The sequence below is a fragment of the Methanobrevibacter intestini genome (assembly GCF_047402955.1).
GTDB classification, from domain to species: domain Archaea; phylum Methanobacteriota; class Methanobacteria; order Methanobacteriales; family Methanobacteriaceae; genus Methanocatella; species Methanocatella intestini.
The window spans coordinates 782,530-801,075 of record NZ_CP187956.1; the positions used below are offsets into that span (position 1 = coordinate 782,530).

18 protein-coding genes are annotated in these 18,546 nt (G+C 30.8%); 5 read left to right on the top strand and 13 right to left on the bottom strand.

Annotated elements, in window-relative coordinates; genetic code table 11:
* Positions 1-9: 9 nt before the first annotated feature.
* Complete coding sequence (locus ACMC9J_RS03700) at positions 10-324, bottom strand: monovalent cation/H+ antiporter subunit E (protein ID WP_019264962.1); 315 nt, start codon at positions 322-324, stop codon at positions 10-12.
* A gap of 352 nt (positions 325-676) precedes the next feature.
* Between ACMC9J_RS03700 and ACMC9J_RS03705 the strand changes: the two genes are divergently transcribed.
* Positions 677-1,612: an arsenic resistance protein gene (locus tag ACMC9J_RS03705; protein ID WP_427003562.1), complete on the top strand. Its 936-nt coding sequence runs from the start codon at positions 677-679 to the stop codon at positions 1,610-1,612.
* Here the strand turns inward: ACMC9J_RS03705 and ACMC9J_RS03710 are convergent.
* Both ACMC9J_RS03710 and ACMC9J_RS03715 read right to left on the bottom strand, forming a co-directional pair.
* The gene (locus ACMC9J_RS03710) at positions 1,609-1,929 is read right to left on the bottom strand and encodes a DMT family transporter (protein ID WP_019264964.1); all 321 of its coding nucleotides are present in this window, start codon (positions 1,927-1,929) and stop codon (positions 1,609-1,611) included. The two genes, ACMC9J_RS03705 and ACMC9J_RS03710, sit on opposite strands and share 4 nt — an antisense overlap.
* Positions 1,930-1,953: 24 nt before the next feature.
* The gene (locus tag ACMC9J_RS03715) at positions 1,954-2,664 is read right to left on the bottom strand and encodes a metal-dependent hydrolase (protein ID WP_304129454.1); all 711 of its coding nucleotides are present in this window, start codon (positions 2,662-2,664) and stop codon (positions 1,954-1,956) included.
* Between the two features lie 438 nt (positions 2,665-3,102).
* On the opposite strand from ACMC9J_RS03715, the gene ACMC9J_RS03720 reads away from it, so the two are divergent.
* Positions 3,103-3,684, top strand: coding sequence for a hypothetical protein (locus ACMC9J_RS03720; protein ID WP_304129453.1), 582 nt, complete (start codon positions 3,103-3,105; stop codon positions 3,682-3,684).
* Between the two features lie 21 nt (positions 3,685-3,705).
* On the opposite strand, the gene ACMC9J_RS03725 is transcribed toward ACMC9J_RS03720, so the two are convergent.
* A complete protein-coding gene (locus tag ACMC9J_RS03725) occupies positions 3,706-4,449 on the bottom strand; it encodes a deacylase (protein ID WP_427003563.1) in 744 nt (247 codons plus the stop codon).
* 66 nt (positions 4,450-4,515) lie between these two features.
* On the opposite strand from ACMC9J_RS03725, the gene ACMC9J_RS03730 reads away from it, so the two are divergent.
* Complete coding sequence (locus ACMC9J_RS03730; RefSeq protein WP_427003564.1) at positions 4,516-6,492, top strand: IGHMBP2 family helicase; 1,977 nt, start codon at positions 4,516-4,518, stop codon at positions 6,490-6,492.
* Between the two features lie 210 nt (positions 6,493-6,702).
* Here ACMC9J_RS03730 and ACMC9J_RS03735 read toward each other — a convergent pair whose 3' ends face one another.
* Positions 6,703-7,422, bottom strand: a complete 720-nt coding sequence (locus tag ACMC9J_RS03735) for a DUF4012 domain-containing protein (protein WP_019264969.1) — start codon at positions 7,420-7,422, stop codon at positions 6,703-6,705.
* Between the two features lie 142 nt (positions 7,423-7,564).
* On the bottom strand, positions 7,565-8,284 hold the full coding sequence (locus ACMC9J_RS03740; RefSeq protein WP_427003565.1) for a DUF4012 domain-containing protein: 720 nt from the start codon (positions 8,282-8,284) through the stop codon (positions 7,565-7,567).
* Between the two features lie 312 nt (positions 8,285-8,596).
* Between ACMC9J_RS03740 and ACMC9J_RS03745 the strand changes: the two genes are divergently transcribed.
* Positions 8,597-9,772 (top strand): argininosuccinate synthase, encoded by a 1,176-nt coding sequence (locus tag ACMC9J_RS03745; protein ID WP_004032850.1) that lies wholly within the window; start codon positions 8,597-8,599, stop codon positions 9,770-9,772.
* A gap of 69 nt (positions 9,773-9,841) precedes the next feature.
* Here ACMC9J_RS03745 and ACMC9J_RS03750 read toward each other — a convergent pair whose 3' ends face one another.
* Together ACMC9J_RS03750 and ACMC9J_RS03755 are read right to left on the bottom strand one after the other, a co-directional pair.
* Positions 9,842-10,612: an MIP/aquaporin family protein gene (locus tag ACMC9J_RS03750; RefSeq protein ID WP_019267937.1), complete on the bottom strand. Its 771-nt coding sequence runs from the start codon at positions 10,610-10,612 to the stop codon at positions 9,842-9,844.
* A 15-nt stretch (positions 10,613-10,627) separates the two neighbouring features.
* Positions 10,628-12,127, bottom strand: coding sequence for a DUF2193 domain-containing protein (locus ACMC9J_RS03755; RefSeq protein WP_019267938.1), 1,500 nt, complete (start codon positions 12,125-12,127; stop codon positions 10,628-10,630).
* 120 nt (positions 12,128-12,247) lie between these two features.
* Here ACMC9J_RS03755 and ACMC9J_RS03760 point away from each other — a divergent pair, with 120 nt between their 5' ends.
* Positions 12,248-12,970, top strand: a complete 723-nt coding sequence (locus ACMC9J_RS03760; RefSeq protein WP_427003566.1) for an NAD-dependent protein deacylase — start codon at positions 12,248-12,250, stop codon at positions 12,968-12,970.
* A gap of 163 nt (positions 12,971-13,133) precedes the next feature.
* Here ACMC9J_RS03760 and ACMC9J_RS03765 read toward each other — a convergent pair whose 3' ends face one another.
* From ACMC9J_RS03765 to ACMC9J_RS03785, 5 genes are all read right to left on the bottom strand, one after another.
* Positions 13,134-13,748, bottom strand: coding sequence for a hypothetical protein (locus tag ACMC9J_RS03765; protein WP_019264975.1), 615 nt, complete (start codon positions 13,746-13,748; stop codon positions 13,134-13,136).
* Between the two features lie 91 nt (positions 13,749-13,839).
* Positions 13,840-14,553 carry a DNA/RNA nuclease SfsA gene (gene sfsA / locus ACMC9J_RS03770; protein ID WP_427003567.1) on the bottom strand — a complete coding sequence of 238 codons (714 nt, stop codon included), beginning with the start codon at positions 14,551-14,553 and terminating at the stop codon, positions 13,840-13,842.
* Between the two features lies 1 nt (position 14,554).
* Positions 14,555-16,087: an NAD(P)H-hydrate dehydratase gene (locus ACMC9J_RS03775; protein ID WP_427003568.1), complete on the bottom strand. Its 1,533-nt coding sequence runs from the start codon at positions 16,085-16,087 to the stop codon at positions 14,555-14,557.
* 428 nt (positions 16,088-16,515) lie between these two features.
* Positions 16,516-17,406 carry a formylmethanofuran--tetrahydromethanopterin N-formyltransferase gene (gene fhcD / locus ACMC9J_RS03780; RefSeq protein WP_019264978.1) on the bottom strand — a complete coding sequence of 297 codons (891 nt, stop codon included), beginning with the start codon at positions 17,404-17,406 and terminating at the stop codon, positions 16,516-16,518.
* Positions 17,407-17,491: 85 nt separating this feature from the next.
* Complete coding sequence (locus ACMC9J_RS03785) at positions 17,492-18,544, bottom strand: UPF0104 family protein (RefSeq protein WP_019264979.1); 1,053 nt, start codon at positions 18,542-18,544, stop codon at positions 17,492-17,494.
* Between the last annotated feature and the right edge of the window lie 2 nt (positions 18,545-18,546).

Below are 18,546 nucleotides of genomic sequence, written 5' to 3' on the forward strand. Positions count from 1 at the left end.
TAAAGAAAACTACTCTAACATCTTCTTTATATATGGTTCAAAAGGAATAATATCTTCCTTACTTCTTGGAGAAATAGCAGCTACTTTAATAATGTTATTTTCAGAATCCAAATCAACTGACAAAGTTCCCGGAGTTAAAGAAATACTGTTAGCCAAAATTGTTTGAGAAACAGGTCTCTCTAAAACTGTTTCAATTTCTACAACTACCGGATCAATATTTTGTCTCATAATTCCATTAACAGCAACATCAAAAGTTGCTTTAAGTATTTCATAAATAAGATCCAAGAAATAAACAATTCCATAACCTAGTCTAGTTAAAAACATTAAATAAGCTCCATTTCGTAGATTAAAAAGTCAACATAATAAAATAAAAAATTGACTACATAAACAATTATTAATTATCATGATTATTTATTATAAATGTATGCATTTGAATTTGGAGCAATAAAAAATTATCAAAATTTAAAAAAGGTGTTGAAAATTTATAAAAATTAAAAATACAACTATAAATTATTTAAAAATAAATATAACTTATTTAAAAAATTTAAATCAAATATCAGACTGTTTAAAAAAAACTTAAAAGAATTAACTATTTGATTTTAAGGCAAAAGCACAAATAAAAAAAATTAATAATATGAACTGACAAAATTTAGACATACCTAAAAAAGTGATTTAAATGGAAATTCTAGAAAAAGCAGAACCAGCAATAATCTTCCTAGCCATCATATTAGGACTTGGATTAAGTGACATATCCGTTTTAAGAAACAATAGTGAATCATTAATAACATTATTCCTCTGTCTTATGTTATATGGACTGTTTCTAGAAGTTCCCCTTAAAGATTTAAAAAAGAGTTTTAAAGATTTTAAATTTACAAAAACCAGCTTAATAATTAACTTTATCTGGACACCGTTACTTGGATACTTCCTCGGGTCACTATTTTTAAAAGGAAATACAGATATTCTAATTGGATTTATTATGCTTATCTTAACTCCATGTACTGACTGGTATTTAGTATTTACGAAAATGGCGAGAGGAAATATAAATTTAAGTCTTTCAATCCTTCCAATAAATCTGATACTTCAAATCGTGTTGTTGCCGGTTTATTTAATTCTATTCTTTTCAAGTCACAACTCCATAGATTATTATGAAATCGGATATTCCATATTAATTGTTGTGATAATCCCATTTCTTTTAGCTCAGCTAACTAAATTCCTATTGAAAAATAATGAAAAAATAACCAATTTCTTTTCAAGCTGTCAGATAATCTTTTTAGCTGCTGCAGTATTTGGGATATTTAACAGCAATGGAGATATAGTATTCAGTAATTTAAACTCAATTTTATCAATATTTATCCCATTAATCCTGTTTTTTATTATAAATCTCGTTTTAGATTTCATAGTAGCTAAAAACATGAAATTTAATTATGAAAACTATGCAAGCCTAACAATGACTACTTTAGCTCGAAATTCACCATTGGCACTAGCTATTGCTGTAAATTCATTCCCCGGAAGAGAATTGATATTAATCGGACTGGTAATTGGACCATTAATAGAATTACCTGTTTTATATGGAGTGTCAAAGCTATTACTTGCTATTAAAAAAAGATATTAGGAAGCAGTTAATTTAAGTCCAATAATTCCTGTTATAACCAGCCCTATAAAAAATAATCTTAAAAGATTTGCAGATTCTCCCAAAAAGAAAATGCCAAAGATTATAACACCAACTGCTCCAATAGCTGTCCAACAAGCATAAGCAGTACCCATAGGGATTGATTTAAATGAAAATGATAAGAAAATCAAACTTAAAATCATGAATACAACAGTTAAAACTGCAAATAATAATTTTGTGAAATTTTCAGAAAATTTTAGAGCTAAAACCCATCCCATTTCAAAAATACCTGCAACAAATAAATAAATCCATGAATTCATACAACAACTGTTTTAAAAAAATAATTAATAAATGTTTGGAAAAAAATATGCCATTAAAGAAAGTATTTCAAATCTCCTTAAATAAATGGCCAATATTCCTAAAATTATTATAGATAACATCCCAAATTGCTTATGTGACTTTTTAGAAGATATTGGAGCAAATAACTTTATTCCAGATGGAGAAAAAGCATCCAGTATAATATGACTTAATAATCCTAAAAACAACCCAATAGCTATTTCAATATAGTTTACAGTTAGTGTTCCAAATAAAAATAAGCTAATAAAGAATAATGGCAGGAATATTAAAAGCAATTTCTTATTTAGGAATAAAAAGCTTAAAAGAGCTATTAAAATAGCCATGAATAAGTAAGATGTAGGAATTATTGTTATATTCATAAGAAGCTCATAAGCCCAAATAAGTATTAAAGAAACTGTCGCGGTTAATGTGAGTACACCAAAAATAGAGTGAGTAAAACTTCTGTGCTGGGAAAAATAAAAGACAGTTCCTAAAAATACTATTATTAAACCTAAATAATAAGGTAATTTTAAGATATAAAGAGATATAAACACAATTAATCCCAAAATAATCATTTTATAGACATTGTCTTTTTTAAGTTTATGATCAAAATCAGGAATATTAGCACCAATTACACTTAAGGCAATAATCAGAGGATTATGAAAAAACATTAAAGCAAGAATCAATGCAAATATTGTGTGTCCTTTATATGAAGACAAAAAATCACCTTAACTTTAGATTATAACTTATATTACAAATTAATAGTGATAGCATTTGAAAAGTATTTAAAAAAAATAGCCAATATTCTACAAATTAATAATTCTTAAAAATGAACAATTGATTAATATTATTATAGATACTTAAAAAAGAAGAAATATGTCTTAAATACTCATGAAAAATCCTATAGCTAATGTTAATGTTAATTATTATACACGATATTACTACTTCTAAAGGTTGTGCAATACTTAGAAAATGAATTATATTTATTTTATTAATCATGGCAAAAGTGCATTAAATGTATTTACATCATTTAGTGGAAACTGTGTTGATTAAATAAATTGATTAAATATCAAAAAATATTGATTATTCAAAAAATCAAAATGTAACATATATATGTCATTATTAATAAATATTAATATACATCAGAGGTGTGAAAAATGAAAAAAATATTATTCGGTTTGATGATTTTAATAATTGGAATATGTTTGATTTCTGCAAGCTATGCAATTTCACAAGAAAATAATACAATTGGGAGCACATTACCTCAAAGTGAATCACATACAATACAACATAATCCACAAAATATGCAAGCAAATTCTTCAAATTACACAGAAAATGAAATACAACATTATAAAGACTTAACCAAAACTAACAACAACACATATAAAGAAGTGACTATAAATGGGTCAAAATATATAAGCACTCCTGAAGGATTATGTCCGATTAAAAAAACCCACAATGGAACAGAATATTTTACTACTAAAGAGGGTAAAACTTATTATATAGTTGAACTTGAAACTGGACAGTTATATGTCGCTGACAACACAACCTCAACTAATGGATACTCCACCAGTAACTTCACTTCAAATACTGAAGACAATAATAGCGCATCACAACAAAATATCAATAAAACAACATATACCAACAACAGCATCCCTCTGGAATCAACAGGAATTCCAATAGCTATTTTATTAATCGCCATTGTTGGATCAATTATAGGACTTAAAAGGAAAAAATAATTAATTTTTTCCTTATTTTTTTTAAAAAATTCCAAAATAAGATAAAAAACTTTTCATCTGCATTAAAGATTTTTCAACACTGCCTTTTCCAACTAAAGCAAATGGAGATAAAACCTCACAGGTAATTGCAGGAACTCCATTTAAATTACAAACATCTTCAACTGCCCCTTTGTAAATTTTTCCTGCAAATTCAAAGCTGATTACTTTACTTCCTGTTTGTGCTGAAATATAATTGGCTATTAAACAGCTTTCAGGAGAAGGATTTCTACTTGAAAATATTGATTCAAAACCAGGATTGCTGTTTTTAGCTGTTGAATGAAAATCACCAACAAAATTAATTTTAAGTTCCTCAATAGCCTGCATAATTAAATTACTTAATGAATTTTTAATATGTGCAGATCTGTTTAAATCTCTTGAATTGAAAGTTCTTTCATTATTCATAGTAGCTTTTGGAGCTGCAAATGGAATCATATAAACCGTATTATCCAAGCCAATATTAATTAATTCCTCCAATAATTTTAAACTGGCCGCCTGTGAAGGCAATTCGTTGCCGTGAATTCCAGATATCAATAAAATATTTGCCCCACCACTGCCTAATTTAAATATAGGTGTTCCAAAAACTGATTGTTCTAAAATAAATTGATTTAAAGGAGTTAATTCCATTTCTTCAAAAATATATTTATTTTTAGAGATATAACCTCCAGAATTTTTTGAAATGAAACCCATTTCCAAACCGTTAAAATCATCAAGTACTTCAAAATTCATTACTTAATATATTACTTTAAAACTTTTATTTATATTATAACATAAAGTATAGTTTAAGGGATAAAATTGAAAAAATATATAAAACAGTTAATCAAGCTTATAAATTATGAAAGAGACGCTGAAATCGAATTAATGACTAATGAAATAAAAAATCTGTCTCCAAAGAAAAGGGAATCATTAGGAAGAGCCATCAACAAAGTAAAAGGAAAATATCTGGGAAAACAGTTAGGTTCCCAAATCGTACAGTTTGGAAGATCTGAAAAAATCGAAACTGAAATCAGTGTTGGAGATATGGTTCTAATCAGTACAGGATATCCTCTTAAAAGTGATTTAACAGGAACCGTTGTTGAAAAAGGTGCGAGATTTATTAAAGTAGCTTTTGAAAAATCAATTCCGAAATGGGCTCTTAAAAAGAAAGTAAGAATTGATTTATATGCAAATGATGTTACCTTCAGACGAATGGAAGATAATCTCTTGCATTTAAGTACAAAAGGTAAAAATGCTCTTGAATACACTTTAAAAAAAAGAGATCCTAAAGAAAATAAAAAGGAAAAATATATTGAGTTTATAGATAAATCCCTTAATAATTCTCAAAAAAACGCTGTTAAAAATGCAGTAAACACTGAAAATTTCTTTTTAATACATGGTCCATTCGGAACTGGAAAAACAAGAACTTTAGTCGAGCTGATCCAGCAGGAAGTAAGGCAAAACAACAAAGTTTTGGTTACAGCTGAAAGCAACAGTGCAGTTGATAACATATTAGACAGATTATCCCAGAATAAAAAATTGAAAATTACAAGGTTAGGCCATCCTCAAAGAGTTTCAAAAGAAAACATCCAATACTCATTAGCTTATAAAGCTGAAAATCATCAATTGACCAGTAAAATTAATAAAAATTACAAAAGGATAGAACAAATAAGTGAAACAAGAGACAGATTCACAAAACCAACCCCACAATATCGCAGAGGTTTTAGTGATTCAGATATACTATTTAATGCCTCAAAAGGTAAAGGTGGTCGTGGAATAAGTCCTTCTAAAATGGAATCAATGGCTAATTGGCTTTTAGAAAATGAAAAAATTGATGAAATTCATGACAAAATTAAAAAACTTGAAAATAAAATAGTAAAAGACATTATTAACAGCAGTGAAATTATTTTATCAACCAATTCTACAGCAGCTATTGAAGAAATAGCCAGAACAAACTTTGATGTAGTAATTGTAGATGAAGCTTCCCAGGCAACAATTCCAAGTATTTTAATTCCATTAGCTAAAGCCAGAAGGTTCATTCTTGCAGGTGACCATAAACAGCTGCCTCCAACAATAATCAGTGAAAAAGCACATTTTCTTGAAAAAACTTTATTTGAAGAGCTGATTAAAAAATATCCCAAAAAATCAAGTTTATTGAATGTACAGTATAGAATGAATAGTTTTTTAATGAAGTTTCCAAATTCAGAATTTTATAATGGCAATCTGAAAAGCGATTCCAGTGTCAATGACATAAATCTTGATGAAATTATTGATTTGAAAGAGTTGACCCATCTAAAAGAAAATGATGTTGAAAAACAACTACACAACAATTTAAAACCTCTATTATTCATTGATACTTCCAATTTAAAAAACAATGAAGAAAAACATTTAAAAGATTCCAAATCAATTATCAACCAAAGCGAAGCAGATATTGCTACTTCAATAGCTAAATTTTACTTAGAAACTGGAATAGATCCCAAAGATATTGGAATTATAAGCCCCTACTCTGATCAGGTCAATTTAATTAAAGATAAAATTCCTGTTGAAGTAAAAAGTGTAGACGGTTTCCAGGGACGTGAAAAAGAAATTATAATCATTTCAACTGTGAGAAGTAATGAAAATGGAAATATTGGGTTTTTAAAAGATTTAAGAAGGCTTAATGTGGCAATCACTAGAGCTAAACGAAAATTAATAGTAATTGGAAACAAAAATACTTTGAAAAGAAATTCCACATACTCAAAATTAATTAAATTTTGTGCGAAAAATGATTTGTTGATAAATTTTAGGTACACCTAAACTTTTATATACCAGAACATACCAAGTAAATATTAGAGAGAAAAAGTGTTGAACATACTTTTGAATCTCTAACTCTTAATTGGGGGATTTTTTCTCAAATATAAACCCATATAACTTTTCAACCTCAATTATAAGTCCCCAATTAAGAGTTCTCTTCTGTCAAACTATTTTTTTATTAAGCTTAACAATGAAATTCAAAATAAATCTTTTTTATGAAAGACTTTCAAAACCTTTTGTAGCCATCAGTTTTATAAAAGAACCGCTTGGAGACATTACAATGTTTCCTTTAGAATACTCTTCTATAGCTACTTTAGTCATTGTGTCCTTTTTAATTGGATCTTTAGATGCTTCAGAAAGTGCTTTAACTAACACCAATACAGCATCACCTCGAGACATATTTCCAGTTATTCCACTATCTCTGCCAGCATATCCAGCATAATTATCATTTTGTCTAACAATATCTACTGAACTAAGATTAGTTACAACTCCATCAACTTTAAGAGGCCTAATCGAATCTATAATGGCATCCAACCCATCATCATATATAATCACTACTGCATCAGCATGCATTCCAGTATTATATTCCACAATTTCCTTTGCATACTCCATACCCTGTTCCGGCCCATCCCACAGACAGTCATGGAGCATCATCGGTCCTGAAAGACCTCCAAGAGCATGTTTTGTAGGATGAGTCATTCCACCAGGATATACCGGAGTATAATTAGCTATAGTACCATTATCTAATTCAACCATAAATGCCATATCCAAACCGCCTCCAGATTGTTCATTTTTATCAACAGCTAAAACCAATATATTTTTATCACCTAATGTTAAAGTAGGAGTGCTTAAAAATGAATTTGCTATAACTGCCACAATCCCCACAATAATTACAATAACAAGTATTATGATTATTTTATTTCGTCTATTCATGATTATATCACTTTCAAATATTTTTACATTATTTTAATTTTCATATTATTATAATATAATTATTTTGTTAACCTCTTGTTTATATATTGATAAATATTATTAATGAACGCAACAAAAATTAGAAATTCAAGTTTTTCAATTATTATGAAAGACCTTCAAAACCTTTTGTAGTCAATAATTTTACAAAAGAACCGCTTGGAGACATTACAATGTTTCCTTTAGAATACTCTTCCAAAGCCACTCTGGTCATTGTACTTTTCTTAACTGGATCTTTAGATGCTTCAGAAAGTGCTTTAACTAACACCAATACAGCATCACCTCGAGACATATTTCCAGTTATTCCACTATCTCTGCCAGCATATCCCGCATAATTATCATTTTGTCTAACAATATCTACTGAACTAAGATTAGTTACAACTCCATCAACTTTAAGAGGCCTAATTGAATCTATAATGGCATCCAACCCATCATCATATATAATTACTACTGCATCAGCATGCATTCCAGTATTATATTCCACAATTTCCTTTGCATACTCCATACCCTGTTCCGGCCCATCCCACAGACAGTCATGAAGACGCATTGGCCCTTCAAGACCTCCAAGAGCATGTTTTGTAGGATGAGTCATTCCACCAGGATATACCGGAGTATAATTAGCTATAGTACCATTTTTCAGTTTAACCATGTATGCCATGTCTACGCCACCACCTGGCTGTTCATCTTTGTCACTAGCTAAGACCAATATGTTTTTATCACCTGAAGCCAAGCTAGAACCTCCTAAAAAGAAACTTCCTACAAATGCCAATATCCCTATAATACATACAATAAGGATGAATATAATCAGTTTTTTTCTTCTAGTCATGTTTCCACTTATCAAATATTTTTTACATTTATTTTAACTTAATATAATAAATAATTTTTCTTTTCTTAAACATTCTTTTTAATTGATGAAACAATATACTAAGACACCTCCCACATTATTTAATTAAAAAAATTAAAATGATTTTTTAAAATGGAAAATAAATCAGATTTAAAAAACATAAACCATATTTGCAACAAACAAAGAAAAAATAAATTACAAAATTAACTGATAAATTAAAAACACTGATTTTAACTTAATATTAAATACTATTAAAAATAGAAATTAATTTATAATATTTATTATGGTGATTAAATGGACAAAGTAGTTCTTGCATTCAGTGGTGGATTAGACACTTCTGTTTGTGTTAAATTATTAGAAGAAAAATATGATGTTGAAGTTATTACTGCATGTGTAGATGTAGGGCAAGGCGATGAAGAAATAGCTAAAGCTGAAAAAATGGCAAAAGAAATAGGTGGCTATAAACACTACACTATTGATGCTAAAGAAGAATTTGCAAACGAATACATAGCTAGAGGAATTAAAGCTAATGCAGAATATGAAGGATATCCGTTAAGTACTGCACTTGCAAGACCTTTAATTGCTCAAAAAATTATCGATATTGCCAAAAAAGAAGGAGCAACAGCTATTGCACACGGATGTACTGGAAAAGGAAACGATCAATTCAGATTTGAAGCAGTTATTTTAGCTATGTCTGATTTAGATATCATTGCACCAATCAGAGAATTAAACTTAACAAGAACTGAAGAACAAGCTTATGCTGCTGAAAAAGGCATTAAATTAAACTCTGATAAAATTTACAGTATTGATGAAAACATTTGGGGAAGATCAATTGAAGGAGATATCTTAGAAGATCCTGCAAATGAACCTCCTGAAGAAATTTATGCTTGGACTGCTTCTGCTGAAGATGCACTTGACACTCCTCAAAAAGTATCTATTGAATTTGAAGAAGGTATTCCAGTAGCTATAAATGGAGAAATGATGCCTCTTATTGACATTATTAAAGAAGCTAATAAAATTGCCGGTGAAAATGGTATTGGTAGAGTAGATACTATTGAAAACAGAATGATCGGACTTAAAAGTAGGGAAACCTATGAAGTTCCAGGTGCTAAATTACTGATTGCTGCACATCAGGCATTAGAAGAATTAGTACTTACTACTGATGAGCTAAGATTTGCAGAATACATGAGTACACTTTATGCAGACTTAGTTTACAGGGCATTATGGCAAGAACCTTTAAGAGAAGATATCGATCAAGCTATTGACCATATGCAAAGAAGAGTAAGTGGTGAAGTTACAATGAAACTCTTTAAAGGTTCCATTGCACCATTAACTAGAGAATCTCCTTTCAGCTTACACAGTATTGAACAAATTACTTTTGAAGATAAAGAAACCGATCAAAGAGAAGTTGAAGGTATGATTAAATACCACGGTTTGCAAGCTGCAAACTATCAAAAACTTAACAGATAGCTTAAACAGCTATCTTAAATTACTTTTTTTAAAAAAAATAAAAATCAGTTACTATTACATAAATAGCAACTAATTAAATGGTCCCGGTATTTCACAAACATCATTATCTTTAGCCAGATAAGTATATAGCAATGCTGCAGCAATAGCTCCTGCAATTGGACCTATTAAATAAATTGGGAAATACATCCAGAGATTTATTCCACCAACCAAATAATCCATTAAATAAGGAGCAAATGTACGTGCCGGATTTATAGAACCTCCAGTAAATGGCCCTAAAAAAATAATAACTGCAGTTACTGTAAAACCAATAGATAAACCTGCAAAGTTAGGAGTAGCTTTTTTATCAACAGCAACACCCATTATTACAAGCACTAAAAAGAAAGTTCCGATAAATTCCGCAAATATTGTTTGTAAATAACTTACACCCATACCCGGAGCAGTTGCACCTAAACCACCAACAACCACTGAAGGCATTCCTAAACATAAAACTAATGCTAAACTACCACAACAAGCACCGATTACCTGAGCTACAATATAATACACAGAATCTGCCAAAGAAATATTTTTACTAACCAGCAATCCAACTGTAACTGCAGGATTTAAATGAGCTCCTGAAATTCTTCCAAAAAGATAGATACAAACCATTACAGTTAACCCAAATGCCAGTGCAATAGCTATCCAATCACCCAAACCGCCTAAAATTCCAATACCTACATTATTTGGATTAACTGATTCTGATATCATCAATGTGATAACTGCAGAACCTGTTCCAAAAAATACTAAGAAAAATGTTCCAAGCAATTCAGCAATGAATTTTTTTCCAATACCACATGGAGCCATAATAACACACTCCATTTATACTGCATCTTTCCACTGACAGAAATCATGCCTGAAATCAATTAATGAAGCAGATGCACAATTTTTACAGCCTTTAACTGGAGATCCTGCATCTTCTTTATTAAGAGCCATGATGTTGGTCATCATAGTTGCAGTTATTGGTTCACTGGTAAGCAAACAAGGATAATCTGCCAATCTCATTAAAGAAGAGAACCTTACAGAAATGGCACATGCAGGATATGCATATCTTTGAGGGTTCATGATTACTTCATTTTCTTCAACAGGATTTAAATTAACTTCAAAACCAGAAACGAATGGTTTTAATATGCCTGATTCAGAAGCTCTGCCTTTTCTAGCTTTATCCAAATATCCCCAACCTCTATAAATCATATCCATAAAGTCACAGTTGTGCAGCTCTGCAGCAGCCCCTCTTGTTGGGAATTGCTGAACAAAATTATGGAAACGTTTAGTTAACAAATCAACAATCATAATTGCATTGAAACCGTCCAGTTCAAGAATATATTCAGTTGCACATGCTGATGAACCAGTAGCAAGTGACAATACATCAAAAACACTTTTGAAATTATCTAAATTGCCCCTTAATGATGTTTCAATAACATCAGTTGTAGCTTCAATAATTCCCATAATCATATCATCCTTACACATATTGAATGTTGACTGAGAAATATGGTGAGCAATATCACCTACACAGTATGCAGGAACAGTTAAAATATTACCATAATGGACATCATCTTCCATTGCCCCAATAACTGTACTTCTCATTTTTTTCTTATAGGAATTCATATATTCTCTTACATCAAAAGAAGAGTGACCCGCATTATCCATAAGCTGGCCTTGAGCTTCAATTGGGTTTTTATATATATTTTGTAATGTATCTATTTCTTCACTAACTGCCTCAGCAGCTGTTGAACCGCCTTCCAAAGCATTGGCAAAAGCTTCTCCAACACCATAAGAAGTATTCATACCCCATGATTTAGCAGCTAAAATAGCCTGTTTATGATTTTCAGGAATATCTGTTTCTAACAGTATTTGATTAACAACATTACTTGTGCTTCCGGGAATCAATGCAAAATCAACAACACAAGTAGGGCCATAAAAACCTCCATAACGTCTTATAACTTCTTTTCCAATTAATGCTTCACATGAAGCTATTTTATCTATAAATTTATCTAAGCTATCTGAAAAACTAGCATCTTCTTCAGTTAATATCTCAAGAATTGCCGGAGTTTGATAATGCTCAACAAAAGGATCATCTTCAGGTATAACCGTATCTGTAAGACTGCACAGTGTATCAAAATGTGTTTTAACAGAATTTATATGCAAGTCAAACACACTTTGAGCCTGATTATCCATAGCCTCCATTTTTGATGCTACTTTAACATAAGGTTCTGCATCTTTTATTTTAAAATCAGTCCCTCTTTTTTTCTTAATTGTGTCAATGTCAGCTCTTTGAGCAGCCATTGACTCATCAATCATTTTCTCAAATAACTCTCTCATTTTAACCCACTCCACAGAAAAGTTGAATTTAAAATAATTCAACTTATTTAATATATGTAATCTTTATAAATTATAAAATTAACTGAAAACTATATATTACATAGCAAATAATGCTATACTATGAACAAAATAGAAAAACTGCAAGAGATTATAGATGATTCAGACAATATTGTATTTTTTGGAGGTGCAGGAGTATCAACTGAAAGCGGAATTCCTGATTTTAGAAGTGAATCCGGAATTTTTAAAAGCCTGGAAAAATATGGTGATACACCTGAGAGATTAGTTTCACATAGCTATTACTTAGAACATACTGATAAGTTTTTTAGCTATTATAAAGACTGTTTAATTTTTCCAGAAGCAGAGCCCAATCCTGCACATTATACTCTGGCCAGATTAGAAAAGGAAGGGAAATTAAAGGCAATAATTACACAAAATATTGATGGCCTACACCAGAAAGCAGGAAGCAAAAATGTATTGGAGCTTCACGGAAGTGTTTATCGAAATTACTGTGAAATATGTAAAAAAGAATATGATCATGCCTTTATTTTAGAAAGTGAAGGCATACCACACTGTACCTGCGGAGGAATTATAAAACCTGATGTTATTTTATACGAAGAAGCTCTGGACATGAATATTTTAAATAAATCAGCGGAATACATTATGTCTGCAGACACTTTAATTGTTGGGGGAACATCACTTGTAGTATATCCTGCAGCAGGACTTATAAATTATTTCAAAGGCAAAAATTTAGTTTTAATTAACAAAAGCCAGACTGATTATGATAATTTAGCTACTTTAGTAATTAATGAAGCTATCGGAGAAACATTAGCTAAAATAATATGAATTTTACTGTTAACTGAGATATGTTTCTTCAAATCATGCAATCCCCTCTTTTTAATATTTTAATTGAATTGAAAAAATTGAATGTTTAAAAGTGAATATTAAATGAAAATAAATAAAATATGAAGATATGTTAATTTTATCCCCAATGAGTTACATATTAAATTTAATCTTCAATTTTATCATATTGACCCTGACCATCAGTTCTTAAATGATATAAAACCGGGAATCTTTCAGAATACTCTTTTTCACTCATATATTCATAACCACCATTAATCCAAGTTCTCCACGGCCCATTTGAGTAAGATGATGAACCTGAATAAGAACCAGTACTCCCATAACTATAAGTCTGTGACTGACCATCTGAAGAAGAATCTAGTGAAACCACCCTATTTACAATAGATACCTTATGTGTGACATTAGATGAATCATAATTATCATCACCTAAGAATACACATTTTGCGGAATAATTTCCAGAATTGGCATTTATACCAAAACTAGCTATGCCTTTTTCATTAGTAGTGACATTTAAGTTATTAACATTACCTTCATCATCTGTTAAACTTATACAAATAGTTTTATTAGCTATTAGCTCCCCATCACTATCAGTTAGTTTAACCGTGAAATTATCACCATTATTTAATGTTGAATTCGAAGTTATAGTCAAATCCGTTTCCTGTTTAAAAATAGATGAAAAATTACTTCCAAAACATAGAATAACGAGCATACTTATCAAAATAATGACTATAATCGACAAAATAGTTACTCTTTTATCTAACATATTATACACCAATTATAATGTTGTAATTAAAATATTAATAAATATTTTCACATAAAACACAGCCAGAATACTTTGAAATTAACCCAATACATTAATCCAAATCATAATTTAAAGATTCTGGAACTAATTCAATTCCTTTGAGAGTATTATTGCATTTATAGACAAGTATTTCAACACCTGCCTTTTCAGCTTCAACTAAAGTTTGGGAAAACTTAGGATCATTTTCCCAGTTTGGCCGGAAATAGTTGCCTGCAGGATGCTGAATTAAGAAAAATACTACAGCACGATTTCCCTCATTTTTAAGTTTAATTAATTCTTTTAAGTGTTTTGCTCCCCGTTCAGTTGGTGCATCCGGAAATCTTGCCTCACCGTCAACAATCAAAGTTACCCCTTTAACTTCAATATAACAGCTGTCAACTAAAAACTCCATTCCACAGCAATCATCCTCCTGATTAGCCAAGTATATATCAATTCTTGAATCATCAACCTGTTTTTCCCTTTGGTGATATGAATAACCCTGAAGCTCTTTTATTTTGCCATTTAATATTGCATCATAGACAATGCTATTAGCTTCCTGTGAGTAAAGTGACACTAGCTCCCCTTTGTTTACAACAAAATGAAGAGTGAATCTGGTTTTTCTTTTCGGATTATCGGAAGGTTTAAGATAAACTGCAGCACCATCAACCAAAAGCTCTTTGCACCTTCCAGTATTAGGCACATGAGCTATTTCAATTTTTCCGTCAACTTCAACTTCAGCTATGAATCTGTCAGGTCTGTTTTTAAAAATACCTTTAACATAATCCATATTATCCCTTAATTACCTTTCCGATATGTGCAACTACATCTGTAGCTCCAAATCCATAACCTTTTTCCAGATATGCTTCATCTCCTGCAAGACCATTGATGAAAATAGCTAAAGTAGCTGCATCAAATGCATTTAAACCTTTAGATAGTAATGAAACAGCTATTCCTGCCAATGCATCACCTGTTCCTCCAACAGTCATTCCGGGATTTCCGGATTTATTAAGTTTAAATTTATTTTTCTGAATCACCAAATCTATTGCACCTTTAACCACAACAGCACCGTTGATCTGTCTTACGACCTGCTGAAACTCTGAAATATTTTCATCAACTTCAGCAAAATCATAGCTGTCCAAATCTAATTTAATGTCTTTGCCAAAAAATGATTTGAACTCGAAAATATGAGGAGTTAAAATTACATCATCCCTATTTTTAATAATTTGAGGTTTAACCTGCTTTAGAGCATCTGCATCTAAAACCAATGGTTTTTTAATTTTACTGGCTAAAATATTTAACAGTTTTCCTGTTTCATCATTAATTCCTGCTCCAGGACCCAATAAAACAGCATCAGCCTTATCAGCCATCATCAAAATGTCTTCAGCATGTTCTGCAGTTAAGTAATCTCCTTTTAGTGAGTTTACAATCAAATCAGGATGTGTTGAAATAGCTAAAGCTGCAGATTCAGGAGCTGCAACATAGACCAAATCAGCTCCTGCCCCGATAGCTGCAAGTCCTGCAATACTTGGAGCACCCGAATATTCTTTACTGCCTCCAACAATTAAAATTTTACCGTTATTTCCTTTGTGTGATTTTAAAGATCTTTTATTAAGTTTAATCATGTCTCCATAATTTATAAAGTATTCTGCTTCAATCGGAATTCCAATATCACAGGTTACGATTCCCCCAACTTTTTCTTCACCGGCCTTGTGAATTCCTGTTTTTACTTTATGAAAGCTTACAGTATATTGGGGTTTAACTGCCACATCATGTATCTGACCGGTTAACGGATCAAGACCAGACGGAACATCAACACTAACTGTCAATCCATTGGAACTGTTTATAACTTCAATAGCTCTTTTTATGTTTTCTCTTAATTTACCATGAATTCCAGTTCCCAAAATTCCGTCTATAATAATAAATTCTGAAAAACTGTCGCTATTAGCTACTTCACAGTTATTTATATCATCAATTGTGTTTAGGTTATGAACTGTCAAACGGGAAAATCTTGGTTTCATGTTTTCAAGTATTTCATAGTTAGTTTTAGCTTCAAGTGAATGAATTCCGTTTTTATCTTTTAACATGTAAATATCAACATCATATCCTCTGTTTAAAAGATATCTTGCCGCTACAAAACCGTCTCCACCGTTTCCTCCAGAGCCTGTAAAAATAATTATTTTAACAGGTTTTGAGAATGTATAAACAGCTATTTTACCTACTTCTTCTGCAAGAGATTTTCCGGCAGATTCCATTAAACAAAGTCTTGATAAACCTAAATATTCACAATTTAAATCTGTAACAGTCATATCTATAGGATCCATAAAAATCACCAGTCAGATATACATTTAAAAATTGTATTTAATAATTCTTTTTAATTATAAAATTTAAAAATAAAAGTAGTGCCCATGTAAAATGGACACATAACCAATTTAAAGTGTTAAAATATCCAGTTATATATTTAACCAAATACAAAAAGTATGTCCAGCTAGTTAATGCCTAACTGGACTCTTTTTGTATCACAAAAAACTAACCAGACGAATTTGCATCAATATTCATACCATATATCTGCAAACACAGAGCATGCAATAACACCATTACATGCTCCAAAATATCTTATATCCCATGTTAAATATATAATTTCACTTGGATTTGAAAACAATATTTCGAAATGAAAGCAATTTTTAAAAAACGAGTAAAAATTTAAGAATGAAAAAATTAAAATAAAAAAAAGGAAAAAGGGACAATACCCTTAGAATAAATCTTGCAAGTTGATTTTGTAAGCTCCTAAGTTTCCACCGAAGTTACCTGCATCGATTTCTAACACTCCAGGAACATTACATGCTGCTTCAATACCTGCTTTCATTGCAGCACGTACTGATTCTTCATCAATACCATCAATAACAATTTCAAATACTCCATCAGCATCTTCCCTAATGTCAGAGTCAACTTTGTCTTTTAAAGTTACACACATTTTTTCGTTGGTAGATGCATTTAAGAATTTGTAATTGTTACAACCTACTTTAGAACCGGAAGCAACCATACCTCCAGGGAAAGGAGTGATTACACCTTCAACAGCTGAAATAGCATCAACAGCAGCTTCAGCAGCCATTACTCCAGCCATTTGATTTTCAGCTAAGATAAAGAAGTTTCCACCAGCTACACCAGCTTTGAAACCAAAAGTAGATTCCACTAAGAAATCACCAGACATAATTGGGATAGAATGCATTTTTCTACCGTCAATTTCTAATTCATCTTCAAATCCGTCACCGAAGAATTTTAATTTAAAACCGGTTTTAAGTTCTTCATCAGCGTCATCAAGAACATTGAATGCTGCAGTAGTTGGTGCAGTTAAAATACACATACCAATTCTTTCAAGAAGTTCATGGTCTAACTGTTTTTTAGATCCTTGACAGAGCATAATAACATAACCTGGCCTTCCGTCAGGAGTTTCAGTTGGTGGTACGTAACAGTCAATACCTGCTTCTGCAGGACATCCAATAACAGAAGTTCCGTATCCAGTAGCTTCAGTAGCTGCAATTTTAGCTAATCTTTTAGTAGCTGCTGTAACTAAAATTCTAGTTACTTTAATTCCAAAACCTTCTGCATAATTATCTTTAATTTCTACGCCATTAATTTCCATATTTTCACCAAATATTTTACAAAAAATCAATTTTTGCTATACTAAAAAATATAGAAAGTAAATAAAATAAAGTTTTCTATTTAATTCATTCCAGCAGTTCATCATCAGATTTATCATCAGAGTTTGAATTAAATGAAATTTTATCAAGAACTGAAGAACCATAATGAGGTAAAATCAGCATTCCTATTACAGTAGCTAACCAGAATGAAATTAATCTTTCAATTACAGTAGCAGCTGCACTTAATGACGGAGTTATTCCTGCCGTTGAGTAAAATAAAATCATTACCCCATCTACAGCACCAAGTCCACCAGGCAAAAGTGGAATCATACCAATTAAAGATGCCATAATAAATACTTCACCAATGATAACTGGACTTACATGAGCTCCAAAGGCTAAAAACACAATATAAACTCTTAAAATCTCAAATACCCATATGACAAAAGATAAAGGCAGAGCATGATGTAAAATCCTTTTATCAGAAATTACAAGTTTCATGGTATCCTGAAATCCATTAATCACAGTATGTACTTTTTGTTCCAATTCCATCGAATTTTTCTTATAAAATCTTCTAATTAATCCAATAATCCAATTATCAACTTTTTTACCGAATTTTGGATTTACAGACATATATATAAGTAAAATTAAACATGCTACAATAGCTATTACTGCAACAACCATCAATATTAAAATCCATAAATCCAGCTTAAAGTAGAAAGTTATTCCAATAATTGTCAAAATAGCCAAGAAAACAAATGGAAAAGTATCTAAAGCTTTATCAGCTACTACAGTTGCAAATGTTTCTTCCATTGGATAACCTTTATCTCTAGACAATATATATGCCCTTACAGGTTCTCCACCACCCCTTCCAGCAGGAGTAATGTTATTTGCAGCTAAACCAACCATAACAATAGGAAATAATTCCTTGATGGATATTTCAATACCATCCATCTTGTTAATGATTTGCCAACGCAAAGTGTATAAATAATAAGTAACAACCTGAATTAAAACAGCTAATGCGATAAACCATAAATTAGCTATTTTTAAAGCACCTAATATATCACCTATCCCTACAAACCAAAGCATAATGCCCAAAATAAGAAAACTGATAAATAGAAATATTAATGATTTATGTTTCATGA

Excerpts from the sequence above, each read along its gene's own strand:
- ACMC9J_RS03700 (WP_019264962.1), bottom strand. The coding sequence starts at position 324 with ATGTTTTTAACTAGACTAGGTTATGGAATTGTTTATTTCTTGGATCTT.
- ACMC9J_RS03705 (WP_427003562.1), top strand. The coding sequence starts at position 677 with ATGGAAATTCTAGAAAAAGCAGAACCAGCAATAATCTTCCTAGCCATC.
- ACMC9J_RS03710 (WP_019264964.1), bottom strand. The coding sequence starts at position 1,929 with ATGAATTCATGGATTTATTTATTTGTTGCAGGTATTTTTGAAATGGGA.
- ACMC9J_RS03720 (WP_304129453.1), top strand. The coding sequence starts at position 3,103 with ATGAAAAAAATATTATTCGGTTTGATGATTTTAATAATTGGAATATGT.
- ACMC9J_RS03725 (WP_427003563.1), bottom strand. The coding sequence starts at position 4,449 with ATGAATTTTGAAGTACTTGATGATTTTAACGGTTTGGAAATGGGTTTC.
- ACMC9J_RS03735 (WP_019264969.1), bottom strand. The coding sequence starts at position 7,422 with ATGAATAGACGAAATAAAATAATCATAATACTTGTTATTGTAATTATT.
- ACMC9J_RS03740 (WP_427003565.1), bottom strand. The coding sequence starts at position 8,284 with ATGACTAGAAGAAAAAAACTGATTATATTCATCCTTATTGTATGTATT.
- ACMC9J_RS03745 (WP_004032850.1), top strand. The coding sequence starts at position 8,597 with ATGGACAAAGTAGTTCTTGCATTCAGTGGTGGATTAGACACTTCTGTT.
- ACMC9J_RS03750 (WP_019267937.1), bottom strand. The coding sequence starts at position 10,612 with ATGGCTCCATGTGGTATTGGAAAAAAATTCATTGCTGAATTGCTTGGA.
- ACMC9J_RS03755 (WP_019267938.1), bottom strand. The coding sequence starts at position 12,127 with ATGAGAGAGTTATTTGAGAAAATGATTGATGAGTCAATGGCTGCTCAA.
- ACMC9J_RS03760 (WP_427003566.1), top strand. The coding sequence starts at position 12,248 with ATGAACAAAATAGAAAAACTGCAAGAGATTATAGATGATTCAGACAAT.
- ACMC9J_RS03765 (WP_019264975.1), bottom strand. The coding sequence starts at position 13,748 with ATGTTAGATAAAAGAGTAACTATTTTGTCGATTATAGTCATTATTTTG.
- sfsA (WP_427003567.1), bottom strand. The coding sequence starts at position 14,553 with ATGGATTATGTTAAAGGTATTTTTAAAAACAGACCTGACAGATTCATA.
- ACMC9J_RS03775 (WP_427003568.1), bottom strand. The coding sequence starts at position 16,087 with ATGGATCCTATAGATATGACTGTTACAGATTTAAATTGTGAATATTTA.
- fhcD (WP_019264978.1), bottom strand. The coding sequence starts at position 17,406 with ATGGAAATTAATGGCGTAGAAATTAAAGATAATTATGCAGAAGGTTTT.
- ACMC9J_RS03785 (WP_019264979.1), bottom strand. The coding sequence starts at position 18,544 with ATGAAACATAAATCATTAATATTTCTATTTATCAGTTTTCTTATTTTG.